At 74.5% G+C, this 15,743-nt stretch carries 2 protein-coding genes; both read left to right on the top strand.

Annotated elements, in window-relative coordinates; genetic code table 11:
* Positions 1 to 55 precede the first annotated feature (55 nt).
* Positions 56 to 6,409: a type I polyketide synthase gene (locus tag F1615_RS22240; RefSeq protein WP_149550804.1), complete on the top strand. Its 6,354-nt coding sequence runs from the start codon at positions 56 to 58 to the stop codon at positions 6,407 to 6,409.
* A gap of 55 nt (positions 6,410 to 6,464) precedes the next feature.
* Positions 6,465 to 15,740, top strand: coding sequence for a type I polyketide synthase (locus tag F1615_RS22245; RefSeq protein WP_149550805.1), 9,276 nt, complete (start codon positions 6,465 to 6,467; stop codon positions 15,738 to 15,740).
* Positions 15,741 to 15,743 lie beyond the last annotated feature (3 nt).

A 15,743-nucleotide genomic window follows, 5' to 3' on the forward strand; every position in this document is an offset into this window, starting at 1 on the left:
GACGAAGTCCAAGGGGGTTTCCTCCCCGGGTTCACATCCGTCCGGAAGGCAGCGCATGGTCGCGAACACAGCAGAAGGCTCCACGGGCTCCATCGCCGTGATCGGTATGGCGGGCCGCTTCCCGGGTGCGGCGGACACCGATGCCCTGTGGCGGCTGCTGCTGGACCGGGGCGACGCGATAGGCCCGGTACCGGCGGACCGATGGGACGCATCCGCGCCCCTCGATCCGGAACGCGACGTCCAGGGTGTCGGTGGCTTCCTCGACGACGTGGACCGCTTCGACGCCGCCTTCTTCGGTGTCTCACCGCGCGAGGCCGCCGCGATCGACCCGCAGCAGCGCCTCATCCTCCACGAGACCTGGCGGGCACTCGAGGACGCCGGCGTCCGCGCCGATGACCTGAGGGGTACCCGCACCGGTGTGTACGTCGGGGCCTCCTGGCACGACTACGAGCTGCTGCGCAAGGAGCGGGCCGCCCGGCCCACCCCGCACAGCCTGGTCGGCAACGCCCTCGACGTGATCGCCGCCCGGGTGTCGTACGTGTTCGGCCTCCGTGGACCGAGCCTGACGGTGGAGACCGGTTGCTCCTCCTCGCTGGTGGCGCTCCACCTCGCGGCTCAGGCGCTGCGCCAGGGCGAGGTCGAGTCGGCCCTCGTCGGCGGTGTGAACCTGATGCTCGACCCCCATGTGACCGTCGGGCTCACGCACTTCGGGGCCCTGTCGCCGGACGGCCGCTGTGCGACCTTCTCGGCGCACGCCAACGGATTCGTACGGGGCGAAGGCGTCGCCGTTCTGCTGGTGAAGACCCTGGAACGCGCCCTCGCCGACGGCGACCGTGTGCACGCCGTCATCCCGCGGACCGTCGTCAACAACGACGGCGGCGGCGAGAGCCTGGTCACGCCGAGCCCCGAGGGGCAGCGCGACCTGCTCACGCGCGCGTACGGCGACGGCGTCGTGCCGATCGACTCCGTCGCCTACATCGAGGCGCACGGCACCGGCACCGGACGCGGCGACCCGATCGAGGTGACCGAGATCGGCAGGGCCGTCGCGCGGCACCGCGTCGGCGGCCCGCTGGCCGTTGGCTCCGTGAAGACCAACATCGGCCACCTCGAGGCGGCCGCGGGCATGGCCGGACTGTTCAAGATCCTGCTGGCACTGCGCCACCGCGTCGTGCCGCCCAGCCTGCACTCCGAAGAACTCAACCCGGACATTCCGTTCGGCGACCTGAACCTGCACGTCGTGCGCGAGCCGCTGCGGCTACCGGCCGGGGGGACGCTCGCGATGGGTGTCAACTCCTTCGGCTGGGGCGGCACGAACGCGCACGTCATCGCGGTCAGCCCACCCGAGCCGGCGGGCGAGGCGCCCCGCGGGGGGCTGCCGACCGGACTGGTCCCGTTGGTGCCGCTGTCCGCCAAGGACCCCCAGGTCCTGACCCGCCGGGCGGCGGAACTCGGAGCCGCGCTCGACGGCCTGGACATCACCGACGTCGCGGGCACCCTCGCCGCACGGCGGGACCACTTCCCGGTGCGTGCCGCGTTCCTCGCCGCCGACACCGAACAGCTGGCCGGAAGACTCGACGGGTTCGTGGCCGGAGGCGCCGATACGGACGGTGTGGTCCAGGGCCGGGCCACCGCGCGCGGACGCACGGCGTTCGTCTTCCCCGGACAAGGCTCCCAGTGGGACGGGATGGGCCGCGAACTGTATCGCGACAGCCCTCTGTTCGCCGAGGTGATCCGCCGCTGCAGGGCCGCGCTCGCCCCGCACGTCGCCTGGGACCTGCTCGACGTCTTCACCGGCGACGCGGGCGACGCGTGGACCAGGCGCATCGACATGCTCCAGCCCACTCTCTGGGCCATGTCACTGGCCCTGGCCGAGGTGTGGCGGGCCTCGGGTGTCGAGCCGGACGTCGTGCTCGGCCACAGCCAGGGCGAGATCACGGCGGCCACCCTCGCGGGCGTCCTCAGCTACGAGGACGCCGCGTTGGTGATGGCGCGGCGCAGCGCGATCGCCATGCGCACCTCGGGACAGGGCCGCATGCTCGCCGTCGACCTGGACCGCGAGGCGGCCACCGCGGCGCTCGAGGGGTTCGAGGACAGTGTGTCGCTCGCCGTGCACAACGGACCCAACTCGTGTGTCCTCTCAGGGGAGAAGGACGCCGTCCTGATGCTCAAGGAGCTCCTCGAGGCCGACGGCACCTACTGCAGGCTCGTCAACGTCGACTACGCCTCGCACAGCCCCCAGATGGACCCGCTCGAAGCCGATCTGCTCACCGCTCTCGGGCCCGCCGCACCGCGTGAGGGCACGATCCCCCTCATGTCGACGGTACGGTGCCGCGTCCTCGACGGAACAGAGCTTGACGCCGCGTACTGGGTGGAGAACCTACGCAGTCCGGTGCTGTTCGCCGACGCGATGGAGGCGCTGCTCGAGGACGGGGTCACCCACGTCGTCGAGATCAGCCCGCACCCCGTGCTGGCCCCGGCGGTCGAACAGCTCGGCACGGGACGGGGGCGGCCGCCCGCCGTACTCACCACACTGCGCCGGCACCACGGCGGCACCGACGACTTCGCGCTGGCCCTCGCGGCGGGTTACACCAGTGGCCTGGAGCCGTTCGGCTCGCTGCCCCGCACCGCCTTGGCGCCCCTGCCCGGCTATCCGCTCGAGGGCGACCGGCACTGGACTCCACAGCGGCGGCGCGGCTCCGGAGCGGTCCGCGGACTCGACCCGCAGCCCGTGCCCGCGCCGGGGCGCCCCGAGGTGTGGCAGGCGGATCTCGAACTCGCCGTGCCGGACCTGCCGTGGCTCGCGGACCACCGCGTGTACGACACCGCCGTGCTGCCCGGTGCCGGGATGCTCACGCTGGCCGTGCACACGGCGCGGGCACGCCTCGGCGCGGGCGCCCTGCGCGTCGACGACGTCACGTTCCACAAGGAGGTCGCGGTCGGCGACGACCCGGTGCGACTCGCCGCCGAGTGGCACGGTGACCGCGGCGGGCGCGGCGCGTTCCGTCTGCTGGCCCTGCCCGAGGGAGCCACGGAGTGGACGGTGAACGCGACGGCGCGTGTCGCTCTGGACGCCGGCCGGGAGGCTCTCCCGGAATTCCCCACCTGGTACGACGACGCGGCCGAGGACGGCCGGGACAGGCAGGCCGTCCCGGTGGCGGCCGACGCCTTCTACGACACCTGCGCCGCGCGCGGCCTCCACTACGGTCCGGCCTTCCGCTGCGTGCGGTCGGTGCAGGTGCGGCCCGACGCCGGTGAGGCGGTGGGTGAGGTGGTGTGCGGGGAGCGGCTGCACGCGTCGAACCGGGGACAAGCCCTGCATCCTGCGATGTGGGACGGCGCGTTACAGGTGTCGCTGACCCTGAGCGGCGCGGACGGAGAGGCACTCGTTCCCACGTCCGTGCGCGCGGTGCGACTGCTGCACGACCACGACCGGCCGGTGACGCGTCTCTGGTCGCACGTCGTGCGGCGCCCGGACGGTGACCTGGACGTGAGCGTCTTCGACGAGGAGCGCAAGCCGCTTCTGCTGATGGAGGGCCTGACGCTGCGGCCGCTACCGGGCGGTGGCGGCGCGGTGTCGGACGCGGAGCGGCTGCACCGCGTGGAGTGGGCAGGCACGGAAGACGGAACGGACGGGAACACCTTGACCGATGCCGATGCCGATGCCGATATCGATGCCGATGCCGGCCGCTGGCTCCTCGTGGGGGAGAGCACCGGTGTGGCCGCCGAACTCGCCGAGGCACTGGAGAAGTCGGGCGCCCGCGTCCTGCGTGCCGATGCGCCGGCGCTCGCGGGCGACGGGCAGGCGCTCGACCTCGGCCCGGCCGACGCCGGTGCGGTGGACGGAGTCGTGTTCGTCGCTCCGGGGCCCGACAGGGGGCACGAAGCGCAGCGCGCAGGGCTCGGCGCGCTCGCCGCGGTCGTCCGCGGCTGCGTGACAGCCGGCGTACCGCCCCGGCTCACAGTCGTCACCGACCGCGCGCAGGGCGCGGGCGGCGATCACGTGCCGGACGCGGGCGCCGCCCAGTACTGGGGCTTCACCCGTGTGCTGCGCAGGGAGCACGGGGAGCTCGAACCGCGCCTGGTCGACGTGGCTGCCGACGACGCCGACTGGGCCGAGGCCTGCGCCGCGGAGATCCTCGGCGGCGGCACCGACGACCAGGTCGCGCTGCGGGGCGGACGCCGACTCACCGCCCGCATCGTGCGCGGCCCCGCGCTCGGCGCGGCGACAGGGCTGCCCGCGCCGCGCACCGGCCGACAGCCCTTCTCGGTCCGGGCCGTGTCCCCGGGAACCGTGGCGTACGTACCGCTGGAGCGGCGCGCCCCCGGCCGGGGCGAGGTCGAGATCGAGGTCACCGCCACGGCTCTGGACGCATCCGACGTGCGCGGTCCCTGGGCCGGCTCGCGCCCGTCCCGCCGTGAGGGCCACGGCCACGGCACGCCCGGCGCCGCACCACTCGCCGAGGGCACGGCCGAGAGCGCCCCGGCGTTCGGTCACTCCTGCGCCGGAGTCGTCGTCGCGGCCGGTCCCGGCGCCGACGGGCTCGGCGTCGGCGACCGCGTCGTGGCCTGTGCGCCCGGCGCACTGGCCAGCCATCTGACGGTGCCCGTCGGGCACGTACGGCCCATACCCGACGGGCTCGGCGACGAGGAGGCGGCGGGGCTGATACTCGCTCTCGCGACAGCGTGGCACGCGCTGACCACCCTGGGCCGTCTGCAGCAGGGGGAGACGGTCCTCGTCCACTCGCCGGGGGGCGGACTCGGCCCCGCCGCCGTACGAGTCGCGCACGCACGCGGCGCACGCGTCATGGCCTCCGCCGCCACCGCCGAGAGCCGTGCCCGGTTCACCGCACTGGGCGTCGGTGATGTCTTCGACAGCGGGGACCCGTCCTGGCACGACCGGGTGCGCGAGGCAACAGGAGGCCGGGGGGCCGACATCGTCCTGGGGCCGCTCACCGGTACGGCCGTTCGGTCGGACCTCGAACTCCTCGCTCCGGGCGGCCGGTTCGTCGACACCGGCGACCACGGCCCGGGCGGCTCCTCGATGGGGCTCGGCGCGCTGCGCGGCGGCGTCAGCCTGGCCACCCTCGACATGCCCACCCTCGCCGCGACGGAGCCCGAACGGTTCGCCCGGCTCCTGCGCGACGTGTGGGCTCTCGTCACGGAGGGGCGGCTGAAGGCCCTTCCGGTGCGCCGTCACTCCTTCGCCGACGTGCCGCGCGCTCTGCGCGACGTGTCTGACGACGAACGCGTCGTCCTCGCCGGCCCGCAGGACGTCACCGGTGTGACACCCGTGCCGCTTCCCGGCGGCCGTCTTCGTTCCGACGGCACCTACCTGATCAGCGGCGGGCTGGGCGCACTCGGGCTGTCGCTCGCCGAATCACTCGCCCACGCCGGCGCCGGGCACCTCGTCCTGCTCGGTCGCTCGGCGCCGTCCCCGGAGGCGGAGCTGCGGCTCGCGGCTCTGCGCGTGGGCGGCACCGGGGTCGAGACGGTGCGATGCGACGTCGGCGACCGCGCGGCCCTCGACCGGGCGCTCGCCGGGACGCGCGCCGCCCTGCCGCCGCTGCGCGGAGTGATCCACGCGGCGGGAGTCCTCGACGACGCCACGGTCCTCAACGTCACCTCCCGTCAGCTGACGTCGGTGCTCACACCGAAGGCGGACGGCGCCCGCAACCTCGACGCGGTGACCGAGGCCGATCCGCTGGACTTCTTCGTCCTGTTCTCCTCGGCGGCGACCTTGGTCGGCAACGGGGGCCAGGCCGTCTACGCCGCGGGCAACGCCTTCCTCGACGCGGTCGCCGAATCCCGCAGACGCCGTGGGCGTCCCGCACTGAGCGTCCAGTGGGGCCCGGTCACCGATGTCGGACTGGCCGCCGACGCCGACGGGCGGCGCGGCGAGCGGCTCGCGGCCCGGGGCATGGGCGGCATCTCGGCCGAGGAGATCTGGCCCGCCCTGGTGCGCCTGCTCGAGAGGGACGAACCGGTCGTCGGCTACGTACCCATCGATCTGCGGCAGTGGTTCGACGCCTATCCGGACACCGCCGCCCTCACGAGCTGGGAGCGGTTGCGCGCCGTTGCCCGCGGCAACGGGCACACCGGTGCCTCGGGCGCCGAGTTCCGCGCGCGGCTGCGCGCGGCCGCCGCCGACGAGCAGGTCCCGCTCGTGGAGGCGACGGTGCGCGAACTCACGGGCCGTGTGCTGCGCCTGGACCCTGCGGCCATGGACGGCGAGACGCCGTTCAAGGAGCTGGGTCTCGACTCGCTGATGAGCCTGGAGTTGCGCAACCGGCTCGAAGCGGTGCTCGGCCTGAAGCTCTCCCCCACCCTTCTGTGGTCCTACGGCAGCCCCACCGCGCTCGCCGGAGCGCTCGCCGGGCAACTGCTCGCGGCCACACCGGAAGAGGGCTGAGCGAGCCCGCCCCACCGCCTCCGTCCGCCCCACTCTTCTGCGAGGAACCCCGCACATGGACAGTCCCAACCCGGAGCACCAGGAACACCGGAAGGCCGTCGACCCGACCGCGGACGGCACGGCGCCCGCAACCAAGCAGACCCCGCTGACCCGTGCCCTGGCGACCATCAGGAACCTCCAACGACGGCTGGACGAACACCGGGCCAACCAGCCGATCGCCGTCGTCGGCGTGGGCCTGCGTCTGCCCGGTCCCATCGACGGCCTGGACGGCTACTGGACGGCGCTCGCGGAAGGCCGCGACCTCGTGCGGCCGATGCCGGCCTCCCGGAAGGGCCCCTTCGCGCAGGAGTGGGAGGGGCTGCCGCAGCGAGGCGGCTTCCTCGACGAGGTCCTGGACTTCGACGCCGACTTCTTCGGCATCAGCCCTCGCGAGGCCCGCCACCTCGATCCCCAGCACCGCATGCTGCTGGAAGTGACCTGGGAGGCCCTGGAGAACGCGGCACTGCCCGCCGACAGCCTCGCGGGCACCAGCGCCGGGCTCTACCTGGGCATCATGTGGCAGGACTACCGGGACTGGCTCACCGGTGAGCCCGACGCCTACTGGACGACCGGCAACGGCCACAACTTCGCAGCGGGACGCATCGCGTACGCCCTGGGGCTGAACGGTCCCGCCATGTCCGTCGACACGGCCTGCTCCTCCTCGCTCGTGGCCGTGCACCTCGCGGTGCAGGCGCTGCGGCGCGGCGAGTGCGAGACGGCGCTCGCGGCCGGGGCCAATCTGATCATGTCGCCGCGGTCCATGCGGCTCGTGCACGAGACCCGCTCCCTCTCACCGGACGGGCTGTGCCGCACGTTCGACGCGCGCGCGGCGGGCTTCACACGCGGCGAAGGCTGTGGGGCCGTCGTCCTCAAGCGCCTGGACCACGCGCTGCGCGACGGCGATCGTGTGCACGCCGTGATCCGCGGATCGGCGCTCAACCAGGACGGGCGTTCGGGCGGCTTCACCGCACCGAACGTCCTGTCCCAGGTCTCGCTCATCGAAACGGCCCTGTCCACGGCGGGACTCGAACCGTCCGACATCGGATACGTCGAGGCGCACGGCACCGGCACCTCCCTCGGCGACCCGATCGAGATGGAGGCGCTCGCCACCGCCCTCGGGCGACGCAACGGCGGAGCCCGCTTGCCCGTCGGTGCCGTCAAGACCAACTTCGGTCACCTGGAAGCGGCGGCGGGCATCGCCGGGCTCGTCAAGGCGGCGCTGTGCCTGCGGCACCGGCAGATTCCGCCGGTGGTGCACTTCCGGACGCTCAACCCGCGCATCGACCTGTCCGGCACCGGCATCACCGTGCCGACCGCACTTCAGGCGTGGCCCGAAGGAGCCGGAGACCACGCGGCGGTCAGCTCCTTCGGGATGAGCGGCACGAACGCACACGTCATCCTCGGCATGCCGACCGAAGAGGAACGCGCCGCACACGGGCAGCCGAGGGCCGACGTCTCCGTCCGGGAATTCGAACTGTCCGCGAGGACGCCGCAGGCTCTGCGGGCACTGGCGGGTGCCTACGCCGAACACCTGACCGGACTGGCCGACACCGACTACGCGGCCTTCGCCCACACCGCGGGCGCCGGCCGGGCGCGCCTGGAGATCCGGGCGCGGATTGTGGCGGGCGATCCCCGAGCGGCGGAGACGGCGCTGCGCGACCTGGCGTCCGGCACTCCCAACCCCCACGTCACCGTGACGGACACGGCGGACGGGGACGCCCGGGCCGAGCGGCCCGGCTCGGACCTGCCGCGTCGGGTCATCGACCTGCCGGGCTATCCGTGGCAGCGCCGGAGGTACGCCCCCGCGGGCAGCGAAGGTCGCGCCGCCGAACACCCGGCAGCCGGGCCGACGGACCGTTACCGGCTGGTCTGGGAGGAGACGGAGCCGCCGGCCGGCACGGTCGCCACGGATCTGGTACTGGCCGGTGACGACACTCCCCTCCTGACCGGCCTGCTACGGGAGGCGTCGGCGCGCGGCGCACGGGGAACGGTGCTCGTACCGCCGGGCTCGGCCCTGCCGGAGACGGCGGACTGGGAACGCGCCCCACTGCCCACCGGCGCCGACGAGTGGCGCGCGTTCTGGGAGGCGCGTGCCGGGGCCGGAGTGTCGCGTCTCGTCCTCGCCATGAAAGCGACCGCGTTCCCGGAGGAGGACGAGGCGGGGAGCCGCACCGGGACCGCACGCCGGACCGGCACCGGGAACCGGAGCGGCACCGGCGGCACGGACCCGGGCGATGACGCGGGCCGGTCCTCCGTGCCCGGAGCCGAGCTGTGCGCGGCCGTCACCGCCGCCGTCACCGCCGCCGCGGAGGCCGCCGGAGCACCGGCCGCCCTGGTGTACGCGGTGACGCGCGCCGCCCGTCGCACCGGCCCCGCCGACCAGGTGGCCGCCACTGATCACGGCGCCCTGCACGGACTCGCGCCGGTACTGGGCCTCGAGCTCCCCGCGGCCTGGGGCGGCGTCGTCGACCTGCCGCCCGTGCCGACGGACGACGACCTCGGCGCGCTCCTGTCCCTCACGGCCGACCCGACAGCACGGTCCGGTGGCGCGCAGCCGCGCAGCGTGGAGGACCTCGTCGCGGTGCGGGACGGGCGTGCGCTCGGTGCGCGACTGCGGCCGGACCCCCTCACCGCCACCACGGGACTGCCGGTGAGTCCCGAAGCCACCTACGTGGTCACCGGTGGACTCGGCGCCGTGGGACGCGAATTGTCCGCGGAGCTGGTGCGCCGCGGCGCGCGCAACCTGCTGCTGATCGGACGCAGGGACGAGGAGGCGCTGGGGCGGCGGGCCGCCGACGCGCTCGCCGAACTGCGCCGGCAGGCCGGGCGGGTGGTCTACCGCAGCGGCGGCTGTGACACACCGGCCGCGCTCGCCGCCGCCTGCGCACCGCTCGACGGACTTCCCCCGGTGCGCGGCGTGATCCACGCCGCCGGGACCGTCGAGCGGTACCCGGCGGCCCGTACCGGCACCGCCGAGTTCGCCCGCGCCCTGCGGGACAAGGCAGCGGGCGCATGGTGGCTGCACCGGGCCGCCCGGGACTGGGACGTGGACTTCTTCGTGCTGGTCTCCTCGGTGTCCGCGGTGTGGGGCACCGACCAGTGCGCCGCCTACGCCGCGGCCAACGGAAGCCTGGACGCCCTCGCCGCGCACCGCGTGTCCCGGGGACTGCCCGCCGTGAGCGTGGCCTACGGCCCGTGGGCACTGGACGGCCAGGGCATGGCCGACGACGCGGCACGTGATCACTACGCCCGCCTCGGTGTCGGGGCGCTCGACGCCGAGGCGGGCCGCGCGGCCGTGGCCGCGCGGCCGACCGTGGACAGCGGGCACGTCGTGGCCTGCCCGCTGGACCTTCCACGCTTTCGGCAGCTGATGTCCGCGCTGCGGCCACGCGGACTCACCTCCGTGTCCGAGGTGAGGGGGGAGCGGCCCGACGGACCGGAAGCCGGCGAGCCGTCCGTCGTGCAGGAACTCGCCGCACTTCCGGAGCGGGCGCGCGCGGACGCGGCCGCCACCCATGTCGCCCGTGTCCTCGCGGACGTCCTCGGGCACGACGACGAACGGTCCGTGCGTCGCGACTCCGGTTTCTTCGACCTCGGCCTCGACTCGATCGCGGCCGTCGACCTGGTGGCCAGGCTCTCCGCCGCCTTCAGCACACCGCTGCTCCCCGCCGACGTCTTCGACCATCCCACCGTGACGGAACTGGCCGCCTTCCTGCTCACGAGATCCGCGAGCGGGACCGGGCCCGCCCCGGGCGGTACCGCCCCCGGGACCACCGGGGTGTCGTCCCGTCCGCGTCCCGCCCCGCAGAGCGCCGCCCGGCCGGGCCGTCCCTCCGCCGACGGCGCCACAGCGGCGCGGCACGTGGACGCCGGTCCGCCCGTTGCCGGGGAGCCCGTCGCCATCATCGGCATGGCCGGGCGGTTCCCGGGCGCCGACTCCGTCGACGAACTGTGGGACCTGCTCCGCGAAGGCCGGGACGGCGTCGGCACCATGCCCCGCTCGCGCACGGAGGCACTGCACGTCCCCGACGACGGTCCCGTCACCAGCGACCAGGGAGGCTGTCTCCGGGACATCGACCGGTTCGACGCCGACTTCTTCGGCATCCCGTCCCGCGAGGCCCAGAATCTCGACCCGCAGCAGCGGCTCCTGCTCGAGTCGGCCTGGCACGCCCTGGAGGACGCCTGCGTCGACCCCCGCCGTCTGAAGGACACCCGGACCGGCGTGTTCGTCGGCATCAGCTACGCCGACTACGCGCGCCTGCTCGCCCAGGGGGGACCCGACTCGCTCGACGCGTACTACAGCACCGGCACAGCCCTCAACGCGGCGGCCGGGCGTCTGTCCTACGTGCTCGGCCTGAACGGGCCCGCCCTCGCCGTCGACACGGCGTGCTCCTCGTCACTCGTGGCTCTTCACCTGGGCATCCGGTCGCTTCGTTCGGGTGAGAGCGACACCGTGCTCGCCGGCGGCGTCAACGTGATCCTCGACCGGACCGCGTCGATCGCCGTCAGCCGCGCCCACATGCTGTCCCCCGACGGGCGCTGCCGTACCTTCTCCGCCGACGCGAACGGGTTCGTGCGCTCCGAAGGCTGCGGCGTCCTCGTCCTCAAGCGCCTCGCCGACGCCCGGCGCGACGGCGACCCCGTCCTGGCCGTCGTGCGCGGCAGTGCCGTCAACCAGGACGGCGCATCGTCCGGTCTGACCGCGCCGAGCGGCACCGCGCAGGAGGCGATGCTCAGGGCAGCCCTCGCCGACGCGGGCACGGACGGCGCCGAGATCTCCTACCTGGAAGCCCACGGCACCGGCACCACGCTCGGTGACCCGATCGAACTCGGTGCGGCCTGGCGGGTCCTCGGACCGGGCCGCAAGCCGGGCAGTCCGCTGAAGGTCGGCTCCGTCAAGAGCAACATCGGGCACTGCGAGTCCGCCGCGGGCATGGCCGCCGTCATCAAGACCGTGCTAGCGCTGCAGCACGGACTGCTCCCCGCCAATCTGCACTTCTCGGAGCCCAACCCGCACATCGACTGGGCCTCGATGAACGTCCAGGTCGTGGAGAGCGCCACACCGTGGCGTGCCGCCGGGGGGCCGCGCGTGGCGGGCGTCTCCGGCTTCGGCTTCACGGGCACCAACGCGCACATCATCCTGGCGGAGCCCTCCGTTCCCGACGCCGGCGGTGCCCCCGGTCCTGAGACCGCCGACGGCACCCGACCCGCACGGCCACTGTGCCTGCTGCCGCTCTCGGCCCCCGACGCCGCCGGACTGGACCGGCTCTCGTCCGCCTGGCGTGACCGCATCGAACGGGCCGCGCCCGGGGAACTCGCGGACCTCGCCCGCACCGCGGGTGCCGGCCGCGCCCACTTCGCGCACCGCAGGGCACTGCTCGGCCGCGACCGCGACGAGCTCCTGGCGGGGCTGGACGCCCAGGCCCCCGCACCGCGGCAGGGCGGCGAGCCGCGCGTCGCGTTCCTGTTCTCCGGCCAGGGCAGCCAGTACGCCGGTATGGGACGCGAACTGTACGAGACCGAACCGGTGTTCCGCTCCGCGTACGACGCCTGCGACCGGGTTCTCGCGCCGGTGCTCGGCGCCTCACTGACCGATCTCGTCCTGTACGCGGACGACGGGAACGCCGTGCACGAGACTCGGATCACCCAGCCCGCCCTGGTCGCCCTGGAGTACGCGCTGGCCGCGCTGTGGGAGTCCTGGGGGGTACGGCCCGACGTCGTGATGGGACACAGCGTGGGCGAGATCTCCGCGGCGCTGTGCGCCTCGGTGATGGATCTCGGGACGGGGCTGGCGTTGATCGCGGACCGCGCCCGGCTGATGCAGGCCACCGAACGCGGGGCGATGCTCGCCGTGGTCGCGTCGGAACAGGACGCGGCGGCCTGGGCGGCGGAAACCGGGCTCGACCTCGCCGCGGTCAACGGGCCGAAGGCGACCGTCGTCTCCGGCGCCCCCGACGCGGTCGCCGCGCTGGAGGAGCGCCTGACCGGCCTGGGGGTGCGTCACCGCAGGCTCAGCGTCTCGCACGCCTTCCACTCCCGGCTCCTCGACCCGGCCCTCGACGACTTCTCGGCAGCCCTCGCCCCGCTGCGGTTCGGGCCACCCGCCGTGCCGCTGGTGTCGAACGTGACCGGCCGGCCGGCCGGCCACGACGAGCTCGACGCCGCGTACTGGCGCGAACACGCCCGCCGGCCCGTCCGGTTCTGGGACGGGGCACGCGAGCTGGCGGCCCTCGATGTGGACGTCTGCCTGGAGATCGGACCGGACCGCACCCTCGTCAACCTCGTCAAGGCCGCGGGCGTCGCGCCCCACGGCGGCACCGCCTTCTCGCTGCGGCGTGGCGCGCCGGGCGGCGACACCATGCTCACGGCCGCCAAGAAGCTGTACGAACTGGGCCGAACCCTCGACTGGCGGCGGACCGGCACCGCCGCACGCGGACGGCCCGCGGGCCGGCTCACCGCCCCGCTGTATCCGTTCGCGGACACCAGACACTGGACGCCCGCCGCCGGACAGGCGGCGGTCCCGGCGCCCGCCACCGCCGCGGTGACGGCAGAAGCCCCGCCCTGGGGCGTCCCGCTGCGCTCACCGGCCTTGCGCGGCCGCGTCTTCGCCACCCGGCGCGCCGCCGACTACCCCGCCCACCTCACCGACCACCGGCTCTTCGGCGTGGTCTCCGTGCCCGGCGCCTCCCAGACGGCCACGGCCCTCTCGGCGCTCGGCAGCGGCGGCGTCCCGGTGGCCCTTGAGGACCTGCACTTCCCGCGCGCCCTGGTCCTGCGCGAGGGCGAACGCTACGACGTGCAGGTCATCGAGTCCGAGCAGGCCCACGGCGCGCGCACGGTCAGCGTGCAGAGCCTGATCGACGCCGATCGCGGCCGATGGCAGGAACACCTCGCCGCACGCGTCGCCGACCCGGCCGCGGGCGGTACGGCGCCGCCGCCCGACACCCATGCCTTCGCCGAGAACGCGCCGATCCATGTGGACGGCGAGCGCTTCTACGCCCATCTGCGCGCCCTCGGCTACCACTTGGGCCCCTCGTTCCGCTGGATCCGGGAGGTGTGGATCGACGGCGACGAGGCGGTCGTGCGGTTCGCCGAACCCGGGGGGATGAACGAGAGCCCGGACAGCTACGAGATCCACCCCGGCCTCCTCGACTCGCTCCTGCAGTCCACGGTGGCCTTCGCGGTCGCCCGGACCGAGCCCGGGTCCGTCACCGAGGAGACGTCGCTCGCCATTCCGTTCGCGGCCGCCAGGGTCGACTTCCCGGGACGGCCGCGGCGCGGCCCGGGCAGCGAGCTCTGGGGCCACGTCCGGGTCGTACGGGATGCGCACGCCCGCCGGTCGGCGGACTTCGATGCCATCGGATCGGCAGACCTGCGGCTCTTCGACGGCGCGGGTGAGACGGTGCTCGCCGTCGATGGGTTCCGCTTCCGCAGTGCCCCGCGGACGCTCCTGGAGCGGTCACTGCGGGAGCGTGCGCCGCATGCCTATGAGGTGACCACGGAACCGGTCACCGTCGCGGAGTCCACCGGGCGACACCGGGTCGCCGTCGCCGGTGCGGACCAGCCGCCCGTCAAGCTGCTCGTGCGCGCCTTCGAGCAGCTCGGTCACCGGGTGACCACCGTGGACGAGCCCGAACTCCTCACCGGGGACGTGGACCTGATCGTCGACACCCGGTTCGTCATGCCGCCCGGCGGACCTGGCGCCGGCAGCCCGCCCGAGGCCGTCCTGGACCGCGCGGTGGCGCTGGCCCGCACCCTGCGCGAGGTGCCCCGGCACATTCCGTACGCCGTGATGAGCGCGGCGCCGCCCGCCGGAGCCCAGGGGCCCGACCCGGCGAGGCCGCTGCGCGACGCGCTCTGGGGACTGCTCGCCTCGCTGGAGGCCGAGCAGCGGGACCGCCGCCTGCTGCGGGTCACGTCGGGCGCGGGAACCGGCCCGGACACCGTCGCCCGTGTCCTCACCGGAGCCCTGGAGGCAGGATTCCCCGAGCCCCGGCTGGAGATCGACGCCGAGGGCACCGCGGCGGTCCGGCTGGTGCCGCGCGACGAGCCGCTGCCCGGCGGCGCCCCCGACGGCGTCGCGGGTGCCGCCGCGCTGATCACCGGAGGCCTGGGCGCGCTCGGCCTGAGCACGGCGCGCATCCTCGTCGGCTGGGGCTTGTCCTCGGTCACCCTCATGGGCCGTTCCGAACCCGACGCCGCGGCTCGACGCGTCATCGACGAACTGTCGGCGGGCGGCACCGCGGTCCAGGTGGTGCGGGGTGACGTCACCGACTCCGAGGACTGCCGAAGGGCCGTCACGGAAGCGGCGCGCCGGGCGCCGCTGCGGCTCGTGCTGCACCTGGCGGGCGTCACCGACGACCGCGCCTTCGAGCACCTCGACGAACAGGCCTTCACCACCGTGTTCGCCGCCAAGGCGGCCGGCGCGGCCCGGCTCACCGAGGTGCTGGGGGAGCGGGCCGAGGAGCTGACCGCCTTCGTCCTGTACTCCTCCGTCTCGGCCGTGCTCGGTTCGGCGGGCCAGGCCGACTACGCGGCCGCCAACGGCTACCTGGACGGTCTCGCACGGAACCTGCGCGCGTCGGGCGTGCCCGCCACGAGTGTGTCCTGGGGACCGTGGACGCCCTCCGCCAAGGACGGCCTCGCCGGGTCCGACGCCACCCGGCGGGCCATCGGCAGGCTCGGCATCAGCCCGCTCGACGACGAGACCGCGGCCGGACTCCTGCATCTCGCCGTCGCCGCGCGGACACCGCACCTGGTGGCTGTCGCGGTGGACACGGCCCAGTACGAGCGGGCCGTCGGTCCCGCGCGGGCGGCGCTGGTCCGCGGCACCTCACCGGCGCCGGCGGGGGACGCGGACGGGACGGCGCGTGGCTGGCTGCGGGAACAGCTCGAAGGCCTGGACCCCGAGGCGGTCGACGAGCGGCTGCGGGCCGCCGTGCGCGACTGCGCGGCCGAGGTGCTCGGCGAGCGCTTCGAGGCCGACGACGATCTGGGCTTCGGCGACCTGGGACTCGACTCGATCATGGTCATCGATCTGCGGACCCGGCTCTCCCACGCCCTTGACACCGACCTGCCCGCGACCGTTGCGCTCGACCACCCGACGGTCGCGCTTCTGGCCGTGCATCTGGCGGACGGCGCGCTGAGCGCCGGGCAGGAGCCGGCCGCGCCCCCGGAGCCGCCCCGGCCGCCCGTGACCGAACCAGCCGTCCCCCAGCCGGCCGACCCCGCGGCCCTGTCGTTCGACGCACTCGTCCAGGCCGTCCAGGCCGATCTGACACAAGAGAAGTGAGGA

This window comes from Streptomyces marokkonensis (assembly GCF_008312835.1).
Classification (GTDB): Bacteria; Actinomycetota; Actinomycetes; order Streptomycetales; family Streptomycetaceae; genus Streptomyces; species Streptomyces marokkonensis_A.

What these genes read in the sequence shown, in the direction of transcription:
- F1615_RS22245 (WP_149550805.1), top strand. Translation starts at nt 6,465, where the DNA reads ATGGACAGTCCCAACCCGGAGCACCAGGAACACCGGAAGGCCGTCGAC.
- F1615_RS22240 (WP_149550804.1), top strand. Translation starts at nt 56, where the DNA reads ATGGTCGCGAACACAGCAGAAGGCTCCACGGGCTCCATCGCCGTGATC.